Raw genomic sequence first — 17,206 nt, forward strand, 5'->3', positions numbered from 1 at the left:
ATGGAATAGGCACTTACACTTCGTGAACCGATTCAAATCGTGTAGGCAGAGGTTTCTGAGCGCCTGATGAATGCACATACTGCAACGGTTGCAGCCTGGAGCTACGGGCTGGCGGGGTTTGTCTATACGGTATTCTGGCTGTACCTGTTCAATAGCGCGCGCAATGGTTTGCGGAGTGGGTTTGTGCTCTGCGCGGCAGGCTTGTCTGCATTGTGGGCATGGGGCGGGGTGCTGTTCGGGCTTTGGGGTACGCTGCTCTTCCTGCTGAGCACTCATTTACTTGATCTACTGCGGATTGGGGCGTGGTGCGGTTTCTTGTTGGTCTTGCTCAAGACCGAACCGGCTAACGACGACCGTTTGCCGCGTCGTTTGCACTATTTGGCAGGGGTAACCGTCACGCTTGTTTTGATGGGCCTTGCCGTACAGCTGCTTGCCGTCTTTGGGGGGGAAGCCTATAGCGCCTTATCCGCCCACTTGGCGTTGGTTGACTCCCTTGCCTTGAGCGTATTGACGCTTGTCCTTGTCGAGCAACTATTCCGAAATGTTGCTGCGGACGCGCGATGGAGCATAAAGCCGCTTTGTCTGGGCGTAAGCGGGGTATCTTTCTTTGATCTGTATCTCTATTCCGATGCCTTGCTGTTTTCGCATCTGGATGCTGATGCATACAGTATCCGTGGCTTTGTGCATGCCTTGGCCGCGCCCTTGATCGCCATGTCCACCATTCGCAGTCGAGACTGGAAAGCCCGGATCGTCTTGTCGAAGCGGGCTGCGCTGCAATCAGCAACGCTGATAGGCGTTGGCGTCTATCTGCTGTTGGTGGCCGGGGCGGGCTATTACGTTCGTTACTTCGGTGGTGAGTGGGGGCGTGCGCTACAGCTGGCGGTACTCTTTGTGGCGATGTTGATACTCGGCATCCTTACCCTGTCCGAATCAATCCGCGCCAAGCTGCGTGTACAGATCGGCAAGCACTTCTTCAGTTATCGCTACGACTATCGGGAACAGTGGCTGCGCTTTACGCAGACGCTTTCATCTTTGGGGGTGTCGTCGGAGTTAGGCCAGCAGGTAGTCCGCGGTTTGGCTGACATGGTGGAGAGCCCGGCCGGGGCCCTGTGGTTGAAAGATGAGGGGGCCGGCTATTTCACGCAGGCCGCCACTTGGAATTTGACGGCCTCTACTGCTACAGAGGAACTGGACAGTTCGCTGTGCAAATTCCTCAGTGAAAGCGGCTGGGTTATCAACCTTGAGGAATATCGCTCCCTCCCTGGTCGTTACGACAAGCTATTGTTACCAGCCTGGCTTATTGAAGTCCCCAATGCCTGGCTGGTGATTCCTGTCGGCACACAGACGGAATTGATCGGCTTCGTGGTTTTGGCTACCGCACGCACCACCATGGATGTGAATTGGGAAGTAAACGACTTACTGAAAACAGCTGGGCGGCAGGCGGGGGCATTCCTGGGACAGATGCAGGCGACTGAAGCACTCCTGGAGGCCAGGAAATTCGATGCATTCAATCGTATGTCGGCCTTTGTAGTGCATGACTTGAAAAACATCGTGACGCAATTGGCGCTGATGCTGAAGAACGCAGAACGACACAAGGACAACCCCGAGTTTCAGCAGGATATGTTGATGACGGTGGAGAACGCCGTTGAGCGTATGCGGCAATTGATGATGCAGTTGCTGGAGGGGGCGACGCCGATCAACAGCCCACGCGGTGTTGAGCTTGGCGAGGTAATCCGCCGTATCCAGGCCGCCAAGGCGGCGCAACTGCGCAAGGTGGATATCGAATTGTTGGAAAGGGTTGTGGCGCGGGTGCATGAAGACAGGATAGAGCGGGTTATCGGGCATATCGTCCAGAACGCTTTGGATGCCACGCCAGAAACAGGCAGGGTCTGGGTGCGCCTCTTGCGGCAGGGGCCGCATGCCCGGGTTGAGATTGGGGATACCGGCCATGGCATGAGCGCCGAATTTCTACGGGAGCGTTTCTTCAAGCCGTTTCAGACTACAAAGCCGGCAGGTATGGGCATAGGTGCCTATGAAAGTTTTCAGTATGTGCAAGAGTTGGACGGCAAGGTACTGGTTGACAGTGTAGTAGATAAGGGGACACAGATCAGTCTGCTATTACCCCTGTTCGAGTCTACCCAGTACACAGATAACAGCCTGACACCATCGGAGGCAAAATGAGCGCAGATAAATTGCGGCCGTTATTGATTGTTGAGGACGACCCCGCGTTACAAAAGCAATTACGCTGGGCGTTTGATGGTTATGAAACGCTCACCGCAAGCGATAGAGAGAGTGCGCTGGTGCAGGTAAGGCGTCACCAGCCCGCCGTGGTTACCATGGACTTGGGTTTGCCGCCGGATGAAAGCTCGGTATCGGAGGGCTTCAAGCTGCTGGAACAGATACTGGAGGCTGCACCCGACACCAAGGTGATTGTATTGACGGGGCAGAACGACCGCGCGAATGCATTGCGTGCCGTGGGCCTGGGAGCGTACGACTTTTTTTCCAAGCCATTTGAAGTCGACATGCTGGGGTTGACCATCAACCGGGCTTTTCACCTTTATGACCTGCAGCAGGAAAACAGCCGCTTGCAGCAAATGCAGCAGCCGGATGTCTTGTCCGGGTTGGTCACGCGTGACCCTGAGTTATTGAAAGTGTGCCGCACCATTGAAAAGGTGGCAGTGAGCGATGCAACCGTGTTGTTGCTGGGTGAAAGCGGTACAGGCAAGGAACTACTTGCGCGCGCAGTGCATGACTCCTCCAGCCGACGGGGCGAGCGCTTCGTTGCCATCAACTGCGCTGCGATTCCCGACAACCTGTTGGAAAGTGAGCTGTTTGGCTACGAAAAAGGCGCCTTTACCGGTGCGGCGAAAACCACACCCGGCAAGATCGAATCGGCGAACCATGGCACCTTGATGCTGGATGAGATAGGCGACCTGCCTCACTCTCTTCAGGCGAAGCTTTTACGCTTTTTGCAAGAGCGGGTAATCGAACGATTGGGTGGCCGATCTGAGATCCCTATCGATATCCGTATTGTTTGCGCCACACATCAGGACCTTCGTAACCTGATCAAAGAGGGGAGGTTCCGGGAGGACCTGTACTATCGCTTGGCGGAGATTGTCGTCAATGTACCGCCATTGCGCGCCCGGCAGGGAGATGCAGCATTGTTGGCACATGCCTTTGTCCGTCGTTTCTCTGCCGAGCAAAAACGCGGCGCCATGGTTTTGCGGGAGGACGCGGTAAGGGCGATTGAAGCGCATACATGGCCCGGCAATGTGCGTGAACTGGAGAATTGCGTTAAACGCGCGGTGATCATGGCGGATGGGAATCAGATTACCCGTGAGGATATCGGCCTTGAAACACCTGATGTTGGTGAAGCTGCGGCATTGGATTTACGCCAGTCTCGCGATGATGCAGAAAAGCGCGTGGTGATTGCGGCATTGGGGCGTGTAGACGGCAATGTGGTAAAAGCCGCTGAATTGCTGGGTGTAAGCCGCCCCACGCTCTACGATTTGATGCACCGATTTGGCTTGAAGTAACCCAGATTCAGATTTGAACCATTCATGACTTTGAGACCCCCAACTGTGACTATCCGGCATCCCGTTTGTAGACCGCTTGCTTCAGCCTTGTTACTGAGTTTGCTTTTGCTGGGGTGCAGCAAGGAAAACTCAGAAGTCATGCTGACCTCGGCCAAGACCTATTTGGCCCAGAACGACAACAAAGCCGCACTTATCCAGCTGAAAAATGCTTTGCAGATCGACCCGAATATCCCAGAGGCGCGCTTTCTGCTAGGTAAAGCCTTGCTGGAAAGCGATGACCCGAGGGCGGCGGAAGTGGAATTGCGCAAAGCCAAGGAACTGAATTACTCGGCAGAACAGACCATGCCGATGCTAGCGCGTGCCTTGTTGGCCCAAGGTTCGGCCAAAAAGCTGACGGATGAGATGGCAAATGTGCAGCTTGCCAATGCAGAGAGTAAAGCTGAGCTTCATACCACGGTAGGCCGAGCATACCTTGCCCAGGAAAAATCGGACCTCGCAGCGGCTGCCTTCAAAGCTGCGCTCGACGCAAAGCCTGACTACCAGCTCGCCATCGTCGGGCAAGCCCAGATGACGGCCACCAGCGGCGACCTGCCAGGGGCACTGAGCATGTTGGAAGGGGTCTTGTCCAAATCGCCTAAGTTGTATGAAGCGTGGCTGGTCAAAGGCGATGTCTTGCAAGCCCAGAAACAGGGCGATGCTGCCACGGCTGCTTACCGTCGTGCGCTTGAGGCGAAGTCAGACTATCTGCCTGCCCATGTTGCGCTGGTGACACGACTATTGGATGACAATAAGCTCGATGAGGTCAGCAAGCAGATGGAGCAGCTGCGCAAGATCGCGCCCAAGCACCCGCAGACCAAGCTGCTTGAGGCCAGGTTGGCGTTGCAGCAGCGCAAATTCCCAGTGGCGAAGGAGGCAATTGATCAGTTCCTCGGCATGGTGCCGGACAATCTCGTCGGACTACAGTTGGCGGGGGCGATTGAATATGAACTCAAATCCTATACCCGTGCGGAATCGCATCTGCTGAAGGTCTTGTCGCGCATGCCTGATTCCTATTCAGCGCGCCGGGCGTTGGTGATGAGCTATCTGCACAGTGGGCAGTACGATAAAGCGCTGACCACCCTTGAGCCGCTGCTGAATAAGATTGATGCCGACTCAAACATGTTGGCGTTGGCTGGCGAGGTCTACGTACGGGCAGGCGAGGTGGACAAGGCGGCCGCCTATTTCACCAAGGCATCAGCGTTGGACCCAAAAAGCAGCCGGAAGCGTACTGCATTGGCGATGTCGCATATGGCCAAGGGTGACAGCAAACTCGCGATAGCCGAGCTGGAAAAAGCCGTTGAGGTTGATAACACGATCAATGCTGACTTGGCGTTGATTACGGCACATTTGCGTCGCCAGGAGTTTGATTTGGCCTTGGCCGCGATTGCCAAATTGGAAGCGAAACAGCCTAAAGCGGCACTGGCAAATAATCTGCGCGGTTCTGCCTTGATGGGTAAGCAGGATATAGCTGGTGCACGCAAGAGTTTTGAAGTGGCGTTGACCAAAGAGCCAAATGACTTTGCCGCGAACAGCAATCTGGCGGGGCTGGACTTGCGCGATAAAAAGCCGGCCGAAGGCAAGAAGCGTTTCGAGGCGATGATTTCGCGCGACCCGAAGAACTTCCAAGCCATATTGGCGCTGGCCGAGCTGCAAGCCAAGACAGGTAGCAAGCGGAGCGAGGTGATGGCCACAATCAATAAAGCGGTGACCGCGGCGCCTGACGAGGTTCGTCCTCGCGTGGTGTTGATCTCAAGCTACCTTAGCAATCGCGATACAAAGAGTGCAGTCGTGGCTGCGCAGGATGCCTTGGCAAAGTTGTCGGACAAGCCAGAAATTCTTGATATTGCTGGCCGTGCACAAAGTGCGGCAGGTGATTTGAACCAAGCGTTAGCGACATTCAATAAACTGGCGCAACTGCTGCCAAGTTCGCCTCAGCCCTATTTGCGGATTGCCCAGGTTCAACTGGAGGCGAACAACAAGGATGCCGCCCAAGCCAGCCTTAGGCGTGCACTGGGTGTGAAGCCGGATCTGCTGGAAGCACAACACGGGATTGTGATGCTCGACCTTGAGGCAGGACGAACCAAGGAGGCATTGGCTGGCGCACGTGAACTACAAAAGCAACGTCCCAAAGAAGCCGTGGGCTATGTCTTGGAAGGCAATGTACATACCGTAGCCAAAGCTTGGTCGGAGGCGGAGCAGATTTACCGCTTGGGCATCAAGCAAACCGAAGCGCCTTTGCTGGCCATTCGGTTGCACGATTTGTTGCTCAAGACCAATCAGGCAGGAGCAGATGCATTTTCCGCCGCTTGGCTTGGCGAGCACCCTAAAGATAGCGCGTTCCCGCTTTATCTTGCCGAAGCGGCGGGGCGGCGCAAGGATTTTCGCACTGCGGCAATGCATTATCGCAAGCTGCTGACCATGAACCCGGGCGACCCTGTCCTACTTAACAACCTTGCTTGGACCGCCGCGCAGTTTGACGACCCGCAAGCGCTGGGTTATGCCGAGCAGGCCTTTAAGCTGGCACCGGACCAACCGGCCATGATGGATACCCTGGGGGTGTTGCTGGTGGACAAGGGCGAATCCGCGCGTGGGCTGGAACTGCTGAGGAAAGCAGTGGCTTTGGCGCCGGAAGCCCCTCAGGTGCGGTTGAATCTTGCCAAGGCTTTGATCAAGGCCGGGCAGAAGGATCAAGCGCGCAAGGAGTTGGAAGGCCTGACCAAATTGGGCGACAAGCTGCCTGCCCAGGCGGAAGTCGGCCAGTTGCTCAAGACCTTGTAAACCGGGCTGGTGTATCGGGAACCCGTTTTTGTCGGTGGGAATGGACCGTCTGACAAGAGCAAGTGTTCAAGACAGGAAACGGGTGCTAAGTAATCCATTTTCATGCAGGGAGCATGTCATGACTACAGTTGCTGTCGTCGGTCTGGGGTACGTTGGGTTGCCATTGGCGGTGGAATTTGGCAAGAAAATGCCTACGATTGGCTTTGATCTTGCAAGCCGGAAGATTGAGCAGTACCAGCAGTATAACGATCCAACCGGTGAGGTTAGCAGTGATGATCTGCGTGCGGCGGTGCATTTGAAGGTGGGTAGCGACCCTGCTGCATTGGCGCAAGCTGACTTCATCATCGTGGCGGTGCCTACACCGGTTGATAATGCACATCAACCGGATTTCGGCCCATTGGTTGGTGCGTCTGAAGCCGTAGGCAAGCATCTGAAACGTGGTGCAACTGTCGTGTTCGAGTCGACGGTCTACCCCGGCGCCACTGAAGAAGTCTGTATCCCCATCATCGAAAAGCACTCAGGGTTTACCTGGAAGACTGACTTTTTCGTGGGTTATTCGCCAGAGCGGATCAATCCGGGAGACAAAGAACGGACCTTGACCAAGATTATCAAAGTGGTTTCGGGTGACACACCCAAAACCCTGGACTTGGTGGCGGATACCTACGCTGTGGTCGTGACGGCTGGGGTATATCGTGCGTCCAGCATCAAGGTGGCGGAAGCCGCCAAGGTGATCGAAAACACGCAACGCGACCTCAATATTGCCTTGATGAACGAACTGGCCATTATTTTCGACAAGGTGGGCATCGACACGTTGGAAGTACTGAAAGCGGCGGGTAGCAAGTGGAACTTCCTGCCATTCCGTCCTGGTCTGGTAGGAGGGCATTGCATCGGTGTTGACCCTTACTATTTGACACACAAGGCCGAGATGCTCGGTTACCACCCTGAAGTGATTAACGCAGGGCGGCGGATCAACGATGGCATGGGTAAATTCATTGCCGAACAGACCATCAAGCACCTCATCCGTAATGGATGGCAGGTGAAGGATGCCCCCATTGTGGTGTTGGGGCTGACTTTCAAGGAAGACTGCCCTGACTTGCGCAACTCCAAGGTGATCGATGTCATTCGTGAATTGCAGTCATACGGTGCAAATGTGTTGGTGCACGACCCTGTGGCGGATGCGGATGAAGCGATTCATGAGTATGGCGTCGAGTTGACGGCATGGGAACAGTTGCCGCCAGCTGCTGCATTGGTGGCCGCCGTGGCGCACCGTGAGTTCAAACAGCGGCCTTTGTCCGATTATGTGGGCAAGTTGCAAGCCAAAGGCGTATTGGCGGATGTAAAGAGCCAATTTGATGCGCAGCAGCTGGGCGCCCAGGGCGTAACGGTATGGCGGCTATGAGTGTGCTTTCTTCTAAGGTGCTCGACCAATTGGGGCAGCAATTGTCTGCCCAACCCAGCCGTTGGCTGGTAACCGGCTGCGCGGGGTTTATCGGCTCTCATCTGGTCGAAACATTACTCCGCTTCAATCAGGAAGTCGTGGGGCTGGACAATTTTGCTACCGGGCACCACCGCAACCTCGTAGAGGTACAAGCGTTGGTATCACCGGCCCAATGGGCGCGTTTTCGTCTGCTGGAGGCTGATATTTGTGATGCAGCCGCCTGCCAGACAGCCTGTCAGGGGGTGGATTATGTTTTGCATCAAGCCGCCTTGGGCTCGGTGCCGCGTTCATTGGCGAACCCTATCGCGACGAATGCCGCCAATATCGATGGGTTCTTGAACATGTTGGTAGCTGCGAGGGATGCCAAGGTAAAGCGCTTCGTTTATGCGGCTTCCAGCTCGACCTATGGCGACCATCCCGGTTTACCCAAGGTGGAAGACACAATAGGGCGGCCGTTGTCGCCTTATGCTGTGACCAAACTGGTGAATGAGCTATACGCCGAGGTGTTCGGTCGTTGTTATGGTTTTGCCTCAGTCGGTTTGCGCTATTTCAATGTGTTTGGCGCACGGCAAGACCCCGAAGGTGCGTATGCCGCGGTTATTCCCCGCTGGACGCGTGCGCTGCTGCTGGGGGACACGGTGACTATCAATGGTGATGGCGAGACCAGCCGTGACTTTTGCTATGTGGGCAATGCCGTGCAAGCCAACTTACTGGCTGCGTTGACGCCGAATGTGGCTGCAATCAACCAAGTCTACAACGTGGCGGTTAACGACCGGACGACGTTGACGGATCTGTTTGCAATATTGAAGGCGGAGCTTCAGCAGACGCATCCTGCAATTGCAACGGCAACACCGGCTTACGGCGATTTCCGTGCTGGCGATGTACGGCATTCGCAGGCCGATATTAGTAAAGCAGGTACTTTGCTGGGCTATCAGCCGAGTCATGATCTGCAGTCGGGCATCCGGGTCGCCATGCCTTGGTACGTGGGGCGTTTCAGTCAAGGCTGACGCCAAGACCTCATCTCTCTTTCGAAGCTACAGTGGCGTAAACCACACCAGAACCTATTGGTGTGCTTGTTTATGCCCTGGTCGTCCTGAAATCTGTTCACAATCACGGTCCAGGTGGACGACATGGCTATGTCAGCAGCGTCTATTGGCCTATGGATTGCTATGACGAAAGCAAGAGATGACGAGCGGAACACAGAGTAAAACCTTGCTGCATAGGCTGTGCTTTGCACTACTGGTTTTACTCATATGGCCTTGCCTGGGCCGGGCGGCGGAGTTGCTGCCGGATGTGATTGTCCGCATCAAGCCTTCAATTGTGGTTGTCGGCAGCTACCAAGCCACGCGGAGCCCGCCGTTCATGATGCATGGCACAGGTTTTGTGGTGGGGAATGGTTCCTTGATCGCCACGAATGCCCATGTAGTGCCTGAAGTGCTTGATGCCATTAATGGCGAGCGCATCGTCGTCCAACTCGCCAGTGGTACAGGTGCAGGCAGCTTGCGACAAGTTAAGTTACGCCAGCGTGATGCAGCCTATGACATCGCCTTGTTGGAGTTGGAAGGCCCTTCCTTACCTGCATTGACCTTGGCGCAAGACAGCGCTGCCATACGAGAGGGGCAATCGGTGGGGTTTATGGGTTTTCCGATAGGCGCTGTATTGGGCCTATCACCCGTAACGCATCGGGGCATAATCTCGGCTATCACCCCGGTCGCCTTGCCTGGTGGAAATGCGCGACAATTAAATGAGGCAGCAATCCGCCGCTTGAAGTCGGGGGCGTTTGAAGTGTATCAATTAGATGCTACCGCTTATCCAGGCAACAGTGGCGGCCCACTTTTTGACCCGGAAAGTGGTAATGTAATCGGCATCCTGAATATGGTTTTCGTTAAGGCGAGCAAAGAGGCAGTGCTAAGCCAGCCTTCCGGTATCAGTTTCGCGATTCCGATACGCTATCTGAATGGGCTATTGAAGGATTTGTCTTGATCGGATGAAGTGCAGGTGTCGGTATTCTTTACAATTGCCGAGATTCGATATTCGCTTGCTGAGTGATTCTTTGATTAAGTGTATGAAAAACAAAGTGGTTGCTGTGTTTGGTCTGTATCTTGCTTGAATAGCGTCGCAGACTGCGCTTTGTTAATGGGCAAAGATCTGTTTGGCGTGCATAAGCGAGATTTACCGGGGCGTACGTATCCGCCAACAATAGAGGTTCGAGGTGTTTATGAAAAATACGCAGCACGATAAACCTCAGCTTGATGGACTCAGCGATGTGTCCCCTGCGCAAGAGGAAGAGGATAGGATTCGCGCCGCTGCCCGCCGTCGGCTTATCAAGGGTGCAGCAGTTACCCCTGTGTTGATGTCTTTGGCGAGCCGGCCGGTGATGGGTGCGGCACGGCAGTGTTCAGCGTCAGGTTTCATGTCGGGCAATGTATCGCTACAACCGGGAGTAAGTCCAAGCTGCGGCGGATTGAGTCCGGGCTATTGGAAAAATCATACTACCTGGCCGACACCCTATACACCCACCACGCAATTCCATAGTGTTTTTAGCAGTAAGGCTAAGTACAACTACGGTACAAAGTCGATGCAGACGGTTTTGAACGACAATCCGGGAAGCTTTGCATTCCACGCGATCGCTTGCCTTTTGAACGGAATGAGTGGGTTTGCGGATTACTCGCTTAAGGCCGCTGATGTCATCAAAATATGGAATGATATTTCCACTGTGGGCTATTACCTGACTTCCACCGGGCAAAAAATGTATGAGGCCGATGCGAAGAAATTCTTCGAAAATACCTATCACTAGCCTTTAAGCGCTAATGCCTTTGAATGTAGCGATGCACCAAGCATTGTGGTTTACCCATTCGAGTTTCCCTTTGGAAATCAGATCGTTTGATGAAGATTGCTTGGTGTTTCATCCGGGGGCGGGTGATACCTTTGTATTGGATGCCTTTTCAGGCTTTCTTCTCTCCTTACTTTCTCCGGCAGCACAAGATGGCGTTCAGCTGACCTCCCTGGTGGCGGCAGGGTTGGGCGTTGCCATTGACCAATCGTTGCACGATCAGGTGGATGGATGCTTGTCGGACCTATACGGCCTTGGATTGATTGAGTGCGATACGCAGTGAGGGGACCAGCGTACGGCTTGCTATGGGGCAAGTATCAATGTCTGACACAGGTTGTCATCGGGGCTGGTTTACGGCATGAATGTGCGTAACCTCACGCCGGTAGAACTGGAGCGTAAGCTTGCGGATGGCGGCATTTATATCAAGACAGGCCCCTTTGTCTGTCATATCCAATCCACGCTTCCCCACGTTGTTCATGGTATTGCCACTGCCTATGCGGACTATTCGTTGGTAGAGCAGGACTATGCGGACTTTCACGTAAATTTGGCCTCACCCTGGCTCCGGCGCTGGTTTTACCCGCAGGTACAGTTTCGCTCGGATTTGAAAATCCCTTTCTTGCCGCTGCCTGTTGAACAAGCCTATGCATTGTTCGAGTGGGGCATGAATTGGTGTGTCAGCCAGCACGCAAACCAATACTTGATTTTGCATGCGGCGGTACTGGAGAAAAACGGAAGAGCATTGATTCTGCCGGGGCACAGCGGGGCGGGGAAAAGCACGCTTTGCGCCGGTTTGGTCTATGGGGGAGGGTGGCGACTGCTATCGGATGAGCTGACGTTGATTCGACCAGGGGATGGGTTGATTCAACCTCTACCACGGCCGGTAAGCTTGAAGAACCGCTCAATTGAGGTTATCCAGGCCTTGGTGCCTGAACTTGTCTTTACACCCGTTGTGCGGGATACGCAAAAGGGGTCGGTTGCCCATGCCAAGCCACCGGAGGAAAGTATCCAGCAGCAAGCCTGCTGTGTGCCAGCGGCCTGGGTTGTCTTCCCGAACTACTGTGCAGATAAGCCTATCAATGCAGAACCGATTGCGCCTGCGCAGGTAGTGTTGAAGCTGGCGGAGCAGGCATTTAACTATAGTTTGCATGGCAAACAGGGCTTTGATGCTTTGGCTGATTTGGTTGGGCGCGCCACTGCCTATCATTTTGAATACAGCCAACTCGTAGAGGCCATAGGCTTTTTTGATGAGTTGGCCAATGCCGAGCCGGTGCAGATCCCGCCGCTTACCGAGCGCCTCCCATGAGTGCTTTCACCGACCTTTGCCGTATCTTAATCGACCCTACCGGCGCAGGCGGCTTGACGCTGAGCGAATGGGATACCGTATTGCGGTTGTCGGATACGGCATTGCTGACGGGTAGTCTGGCTGCGCGGTTGCAAGCTGCCCAGCTTAGCCAAGCATTGCCCGCGCCTGTGCAGGCAAGGCTGACGGCCGCCACACTACAGTGCACAGCCAATCGCCGGGCCGCAGCGTGGGAAGTGAAGCGCCTGGAACGCGCATTCAAACCATTGGGTGTGCCGGTCGTGCTGCTTAAGGGGGCTGCCTACGCTTTGGCCGATCTACCCTCCAGCCAGGGACGGGTGTTTGGCGACGTGGATATTCTGGTGCCCAAAGCACGACTGGATGAGGTGGAGGCATGCCTGTATTGGCAGGGCTGGATCAACACTCACCATGATGCCTACGACAATCGGTACTACCGGGAATGGATGCACGAACTACCCCCGCTGATGCACCAGAAGCGCCAAAGCGTGCTTGATGTACACCATACTATCCTGCCGCCGACAGCGCGTTTTCACCCTGACCCTACCAAGCTACATGCAGACGCCGTTGCGGTACCGGCGCAGACGGCAGTCTTGATGCTGGCGCCTTGCGATATGGTTATCCATAGCGCTTGCCATCTTTTTCATGAGAGCGAGTGGGAAAGCAGCCTACGGGATCTGTTCGATCTTGATCGCCTGTTAAGGCATTTCGGACAGGAGCCGGCGTTTTTTGATCGTTTGATTGCTCGAGCGCATGAGCTTGAACTCCAGCGGCCGCTTTACTACGGGGTGCGTTACAGCATAAGCATCTGGCACACCCCCGTGCCTTTGGCCACCTTGGCTGCGTTGGCGGTGGCTGGCCCGGCGACGCCTACACGGATACTGATGGACGCGCTGATTCTGCGCGCTTTAAGGCCCCGCCATCCGTTGGCCAAGCGTTTTGGCGATCGTTTGGCGCGTTTTTGCCTGTATGTCAGAGGGCACTGGCTGCGCATGCCTGTACGACTGTTGATACCGCATCTGCTGCGCAAAGCCACCAAACCTTATTTCCCTAAACAGGAAACGCTGCCACAAAGGCCAATGGCCGCACGTTAGGCGGCCATACGCTTGATGGGGTTGCGATGGTTTCGCTGCCTGCCTGTTGTGGATGGCATGCAGCGAAACAGTGCGCGCTATGGCGTTTCCGGCTTGGCTTCGGGTTTTGCTTCCGCTGCGGGTTCGGGTTTGGCTTCCTGCTTGGGCTCGGATTTGGATTCTTGTTTGGGTTCGGACTTAGGCTCGTTGCGTTGGGCCGGTTTTGGCATACGGCTGAGCACGGCTTCCATGAAGTCGACGTCCATATCGTGTTGCGCTTTGGCTGGACTCTTGTCCGGGTCTATGCGTGTTTCGCGCTGTTTGGCGCCACCGGCTTTGGCGGGACTTGGCTTGGCCGCGGTGTTTGAGGCAGCTTTCGCTGCGGGTGGCATTGCGGCGGCTTTCGGGGGGGGCGCGGGTTGAGGTTTGCTGTTGTCGGCTTCCAAAATGGTCAACGGGTCGACAGCGGTTGCGGGTGCCATTTCCTTATGGGGTGGTTCCATCTGCTCGACTACGGCGGGCTTATCCATTTCCAGCTTGATGGCGGGCGCTGATAGCGGCACTTCGACGGGTACGGCTATAGGGGCAGCGGGCGTATTGACGACGGCGGTTGGCGTATGCGTGATGACAGGTGATTCGGCATCGTGCGTGGTAAAGGTCACGAGCAGAATGCCGCCGACCACGATGGCCAAAACCATTATGGCGACAACCCATGGCCAGATGCGGCGGGGTGGGGCCTCCGCTGTTGGTGTTGTTTTCGCACGCTTTTGCCCGCCTTGAACGGTGGCGGCATCCAGAATGCTGAATGAAGACGTACTGTCGGGCTTATAAAGCGAGGGGCGGGATGGTTGTTCGCCTGGCTGTTTTGGGGGTGATTTCATTGGTGTCTAGTCCAAAGGTGTCGCTATTTGCCGCCGCTCATAGGTACATGAATTGACCGGTCTCGTTAATGCACTGCAGTTTCAGCGTCGAATCATGCAAGAATAATGAGACAAAAATAACGCGTGAATGCAGTAATGGTCAAATTAGCATGTATGAAAACTATTTAGTCATATTCGCCGCCAGTGTTTTATTGGCGCTGGTACTGCTTGCCGGACTGCTGCTGCTTTCGGCTGGACTGCGGGCGCGTTTTGCAAGGGTGTTTTCCGATGTCAGGCTTAAGCTTCAGCAGCGACGTGCGGCGAGTATGACAAGCCTAGGTGATTTGCAAAGCACGGTAGGCGAGGGCGGCCGCAGCTGGATACAAAAGCAGTTTGATGCCCTGGCAAGAAACAAGTGGCTATTGCTTGCAACCCTTTGTGTGTTGGCGACTCCTTTAATATTAGTCGCAATATTAAGTAATCAAATCAGCACAGAAGGCTACGAGGACATACCGGCAGAAGAAAATGCGGTGATCGCACAACTATTGCGAGGCGAGCAATTGGTGCCGCCCCCGCCATTACCGCCTGAAGCCTTTTTGACTCAGGAAGTGGAAATGGTGCGACCGATGCTGGTTTCGGCCAGTCGAGACTGGATGCTGCTGGACGGAGAGTTCCGGCAGCGCCTATTGGTGGCTTTCCGCGTCATGGAGGAAAAGCACGGTTACAAAATGGCTTTGTTGGAAGGTTATCGCAGCCCTAGCCGGCAGAACACCTTGGCGGCCTTGGGACCGCAGGTCTCCAATGCCCGTGCTTTTCAGAGCTATCACCAATTCGGGTTGGCGGCAGATTGTGCTTTTCTGCGTAATGGCAAATTGGTTATTTCAGAGCGCGACCCTTGGGCCATGCGTGGGTATGAGCTATATGGCGAAGTCGCGGAATCGCTTGGGCTCGTATGGGGCGGACGTTGGAAGATGATGGACTTCGGCCATATAGAGTTGCGCCGCAAAGGTGCCTTGGGCAAGCCGCCTGCCACAGCTGATGGTGCTGAACCGGCGAAGTAAGCGATGCTTTATGTATGCTTGAGTGGCGTTATGAACGTGCGGCAGAAAAGGTGAATAAATTCGCGAATAATGTTTTCAACATGCCGATGCATGACAGTGAAATAAGCGTTTTACTTAAACATTGATTGATACGGGATTTGGGATAGCATGCACGTCTCAGACCACGCTATGGCCGCAATCGACGCAAGTTAGAGCATAAGGGATTGGCCTGTGCTTTGAACCTGTCTAAAAGTCTCGCGAGCTAAAGCAAGATACGGCGAAAACAACCGAGGAAGCAGAATTTACGTGTGGTAATTGAGCATTCCGAGAGTGTGTTCAACGCCATATTGCTGACGCGTAGCGGACTTTAGACAGGTTCTTAAGGGTAGGTGCTTTTTAAATGGAGGAATATTGATGGGTAGGCCCTATATATTATTGGGGGATTCAACCAGCCATGGCGGCACGGTGCTGGAAGGGTCGCCAACAACGACGGTCAATGGTAAACCGGTTGCCCGTGTGGGCGACAAGGTTTCCTGTCCCAAGCCCGGCCACGGTACCTGCGTGATTGTGAGTGGGGACTTTACGCATCTGATAGATGGCAAGCCATTGGCGCGCCATGGAGATACAACCGCATGTGGGGCATCCCTGATTGCTACCCAGTCTCAAGTACTCGACCATGTTTGAGCCGGTCGGCATCCACTACTTTCCTTCCTATTCCAGATTAATTCATGGCTAAGTTTTTGCGGGCTTCGTTGTTGCTGATATTGGTGTGTGTATGCACATGGGTAGCAGTGATTCTTTATTGGAACGGAATCCACTTGGTACCCAGTACCGAAGACGTCGCGATCTATCTGCTTATCCTGCCGTTGACCATCTTTCTGGCGGTGTTGGGTGCAAACTGGTTATGGCAGCGTCGAAAAGCACGTTTGGCCGCCCCACCGGTTGTGGCTGGTGCAACGGCGGCCAGTGCGACATCAGCGCCGGCTCCTGCGACGCTGCATACATTGAAAGTCATCGCGGCGGAGGTGGTGACACCATTGGGGGAAGAACTGGGCGCCATCGCCGAAGCGCTTCAGGCTGCGCCCATCCCCCCATTGGATACGGCACTCTACGACGCGAACGGTTTCCCGCTGGCAACGCGGCGCTGTGCGGATATCGACCTGACCTTGTTACCCCCCGCGTGGCAGCAGGATGAGGAAAACCAAGCCCCCAACGTAGCCAAACAGCGCGCATTGGCGTTGTTGGCGGGTGTAGTGGGTCGATTGGGTGGCGTGCTGACCCAGCTTGCCGCGGCGCAGACGCTGCATATCCGCCCCCGGCAGCCACAACGCGCCGCGGAGTTGAATCCAGCCTGGCTGGGCGATGCCGCGCCCGAATCCACCGATAAGGCGCAGTCACACCAACGTGTACCGACGTTATTGCGTGTACAACTGCTGCTTGAGCCGGGTTTGGATGAAGCAGGCAATGCAACAGTGCTTGCATGGTTGCATGAACAATTGGCTCCCTACGGTCTGACGGACGCGCAATTGCAAATGGAAATCCGCGCCATGTCCGCCAATAGTTTGGCCAAGCACCTGAATGCCATTGTCGATGAGTTGGCAGCCTTCTCGCAGCCTGTCGTTGTGCTGCTGCTGGCGGCCGATTCCAGCGTCTGCCAGCAGTCATTGAACGAAGGCTTGCTGGGCGACGACGTGGCAGACCGTGCCGGTATGCACTTCCCTGGCGAAGCGGCAGCGGCTTTGTTGCTTGCCAATGCGGCATTTGATATGGCTGACTGCCCGACGCTGGCGCAATTGGGTATGGCCGATCTTGCGGAATGCGAGCCTATCGCCCGCACGCGTCCGCACGCTGCCAAGGCATTGCTCAATTTGTTTGCCCTGCAGACCCATCGACGTACCTTGCCGGTGGATATCGGCTGGCTTTGTACCGGCCTGGCATTGGGGCCGGAGGCGACGGAGGCTGCCTCGTTGCTGGCAGTAGCGCCCACGCCCTTACAAATGAATGAAGTGCTGCATTTGCGTAGTGTTACAGGTGATGCCGGTATTGGCGGGCGGTTAACGGGCTACGCATTGGCCAGCCAGATGGTTGCACAACAGAGTGTACCCACCCTATTGGTATTGAATGATGGCTGGCTTGAGCGAGGCCTTTGTCTGCTGGAGACGGCGCCCGAGCAGCCGGCACCACCGGCAGCTGACACCTAAAGTGATTGGAAATGGCGCATTCATGTTGTCGTATATGCGCTAACTTTGATTAGTGTAAATAGATTTATTTAATCCTTAACTCGGATGATT

The 17,206-nt window shown here is 55.0% G+C and carries 14 protein-coding genes; 13 read left to right on the plus strand and 1 reads right to left on the minus strand.

The genetic code is table 11. From position 1 onward, the window contains the following. Nucleotides 1-66: 66 nt before the first annotated feature. The 10 genes from prsK to CSQ89_RS01005 all read left to right on the plus strand — a co-directional run bounded on the left by prsK (nucleotide 67) and on the right by CSQ89_RS01005 (nucleotide 13,036). On the plus strand, nucleotides 67-2,181 hold the full coding sequence (gene prsK / locus CSQ89_RS00960) for an XrtA/PEP-CTERM system histidine kinase PrsK (protein WP_099404322.1): 2,115 nt from the start codon (nucleotides 67-69) through the stop codon (nucleotides 2,179-2,181). Then, on the plus strand, nucleotides 2,178-3,536 hold the full coding sequence (prsR, locus tag CSQ89_RS00965) for a PEP-CTERM-box response regulator transcription factor (RefSeq protein WP_099404323.1): 1,359 nt from the start codon (nucleotides 2,178-2,180) through the stop codon (nucleotides 3,534-3,536). Before prsK ends, prsR begins: the two co-directional genes overlap by 4 nt. Before the next feature lie 24 nt (nucleotides 3,537-3,560). Then, a complete protein-coding gene (prsT, locus tag CSQ89_RS00970; protein ID WP_099404324.1) occupies nucleotides 3,561-6,353 on the plus strand; it encodes an XrtA/PEP-CTERM system TPR-repeat protein PrsT in 2,793 nt (930 codons plus the stop codon). 118 nt (nucleotides 6,354-6,471) lie between these two features. After that, nucleotides 6,472-7,752 (plus strand): nucleotide sugar dehydrogenase, encoded by a 1,281-nt coding sequence (locus tag CSQ89_RS00975; protein WP_099404325.1) that lies wholly within the window; start codon nucleotides 6,472-6,474, stop codon nucleotides 7,750-7,752. Continuing rightward, nucleotides 7,749-8,798: an SDR family oxidoreductase gene (locus tag CSQ89_RS00980; RefSeq protein ID WP_099404350.1), complete on the plus strand. Its 1,050-nt coding sequence runs from the start codon at nucleotides 7,749-7,751 to the stop codon at nucleotides 8,796-8,798. Before CSQ89_RS00975 ends, CSQ89_RS00980 begins: the two co-directional genes overlap by 4 nt. A gap of 178 nt (nucleotides 8,799-8,976) precedes the next feature. Beyond that, entirely contained in the window at nucleotides 8,977-9,774 is a 798-nt protein-coding gene (locus tag CSQ89_RS00985; protein WP_099404326.1) for a S1C family serine protease, read from the plus strand. Between the two features lie 235 nt (nucleotides 9,775-10,009). Then, nucleotides 10,010-10,588 (plus strand): hypothetical protein, encoded by a 579-nt coding sequence (locus CSQ89_RS00990; protein ID WP_099404327.1) that lies wholly within the window; start codon nucleotides 10,010-10,012, stop codon nucleotides 10,586-10,588. A gap of 31 nt (nucleotides 10,589-10,619) precedes the next feature. Beyond that, a complete protein-coding gene (locus CSQ89_RS00995; protein ID WP_158228847.1) occupies nucleotides 10,620-10,907 on the plus strand; it encodes an HPr-rel-A system PqqD family peptide chaperone in 288 nt (95 codons plus the stop codon). Nucleotides 10,908-10,982: 75 nt separating this feature from the next. Next, nucleotides 10,983-11,927 (plus strand): HprK-related kinase A, encoded by a 945-nt coding sequence (locus CSQ89_RS01000; RefSeq protein ID WP_099404329.1) that lies wholly within the window; start codon nucleotides 10,983-10,985, stop codon nucleotides 11,925-11,927. Continuing rightward, nucleotides 11,924-13,036, plus strand: a complete 1,113-nt coding sequence (locus tag CSQ89_RS01005; protein ID WP_099404330.1) for a nucleotidyltransferase domain-containing protein — start codon at nucleotides 11,924-11,926, stop codon at nucleotides 13,034-13,036. The genes CSQ89_RS01000 and CSQ89_RS01005 overlap by 4 nt, the downstream gene beginning before the upstream one ends. Nucleotides 13,037-13,113: 77 nt before the next feature. Here CSQ89_RS01005 and CSQ89_RS22340 read toward each other — a convergent pair whose 3' ends face one another. Beyond that, nucleotides 13,114-13,896, minus strand: a complete 783-nt coding sequence (locus CSQ89_RS22340) for a hypothetical protein (protein WP_158228848.1) — start codon at nucleotides 13,894-13,896, stop codon at nucleotides 13,114-13,116. A gap of 149 nt (nucleotides 13,897-14,045) precedes the next feature. Between CSQ89_RS22340 and CSQ89_RS01015 the strand changes: the two genes are divergently transcribed. The 3 genes from CSQ89_RS01015 to CSQ89_RS01025 all read left to right on the plus strand — a co-directional run bounded on the left by CSQ89_RS01015 (nucleotide 14,046) and on the right by CSQ89_RS01025 (nucleotide 17,116). Continuing rightward, complete coding sequence (locus CSQ89_RS01015) at nucleotides 14,046-14,936, plus strand: M15 family metallopeptidase (RefSeq protein WP_099404332.1); 891 nt, start codon at nucleotides 14,046-14,048, stop codon at nucleotides 14,934-14,936. 393 nt (nucleotides 14,937-15,329) lie between these two features. After that, nucleotides 15,330-15,599 (plus strand): PAAR domain-containing protein, encoded by a 270-nt coding sequence (locus CSQ89_RS01020; protein ID WP_099404333.1) that lies wholly within the window; start codon nucleotides 15,330-15,332, stop codon nucleotides 15,597-15,599. 44 nt (nucleotides 15,600-15,643) lie between these two features. Then, on the plus strand, nucleotides 15,644-17,116 hold the full coding sequence (locus tag CSQ89_RS01025; RefSeq protein WP_099404334.1) for a hypothetical protein: 1,473 nt from the start codon (nucleotides 15,644-15,646) through the stop codon (nucleotides 17,114-17,116). Nucleotides 17,117-17,206: the final 90 nt, after the last annotated feature.

Source organism: Chitinimonas sp. BJB300 (genome assembly GCF_002735695.1).
Classification (GTDB): Bacteria; Pseudomonadota; Gammaproteobacteria; order Burkholderiales; family Chitinimonadaceae; genus Chitinimonas.

Excerpts from the sequence above, each read along its gene's own strand:
- CSQ89_RS00980 (WP_099404350.1), top strand. The coding sequence starts at position 7,749 with ATGAGTGTGCTTTCTTCTAAGGTGCTCGACCAATTGGGGCAGCAATTG.
- CSQ89_RS00995 (WP_158228847.1), top strand. The coding sequence starts at position 10,620 with ATGCACCAAGCATTGTGGTTTACCCATTCGAGTTTCCCTTTGGAAATC.
- CSQ89_RS01000 (WP_099404329.1), top strand. The coding sequence starts at position 10,983 with ATGAATGTGCGTAACCTCACGCCGGTAGAACTGGAGCGTAAGCTTGCG.
- CSQ89_RS22340 (WP_158228848.1), bottom strand. The coding sequence starts at position 13,896 with ATGAAATCACCCCCAAAACAGCCAGGCGAACAACCATCCCGCCCCTCG.
- prsR (WP_099404323.1), top strand. The coding sequence starts at position 2,178 with ATGAGCGCAGATAAATTGCGGCCGTTATTGATTGTTGAGGACGACCCC.
- CSQ89_RS00985 (WP_099404326.1), top strand. The coding sequence starts at position 8,977 with ATGACGAGCGGAACACAGAGTAAAACCTTGCTGCATAGGCTGTGCTTT.
- prsT (WP_099404324.1), top strand. The coding sequence starts at position 3,561 with ATGACTTTGAGACCCCCAACTGTGACTATCCGGCATCCCGTTTGTAGA.
- CSQ89_RS01025 (WP_099404334.1), top strand. The coding sequence starts at position 15,644 with ATGGCTAAGTTTTTGCGGGCTTCGTTGTTGCTGATATTGGTGTGTGTA.
- CSQ89_RS00990 (WP_099404327.1), top strand. The coding sequence starts at position 10,010 with ATGAAAAATACGCAGCACGATAAACCTCAGCTTGATGGACTCAGCGAT.
- CSQ89_RS01015 (WP_099404332.1), top strand. The coding sequence starts at position 14,046 with ATGTATGAAAACTATTTAGTCATATTCGCCGCCAGTGTTTTATTGGCG.
- CSQ89_RS01005 (WP_099404330.1), top strand. The coding sequence starts at position 11,924 with ATGAGTGCTTTCACCGACCTTTGCCGTATCTTAATCGACCCTACCGGC.
- CSQ89_RS00975 (WP_099404325.1), top strand. The coding sequence starts at position 6,472 with ATGACTACAGTTGCTGTCGTCGGTCTGGGGTACGTTGGGTTGCCATTG.
- prsK (WP_099404322.1), top strand. The coding sequence starts at position 67 with ATGAATGCACATACTGCAACGGTTGCAGCCTGGAGCTACGGGCTGGCG.
- CSQ89_RS01020 (WP_099404333.1), top strand. The coding sequence starts at position 15,330 with ATGGGTAGGCCCTATATATTATTGGGGGATTCAACCAGCCATGGCGGC.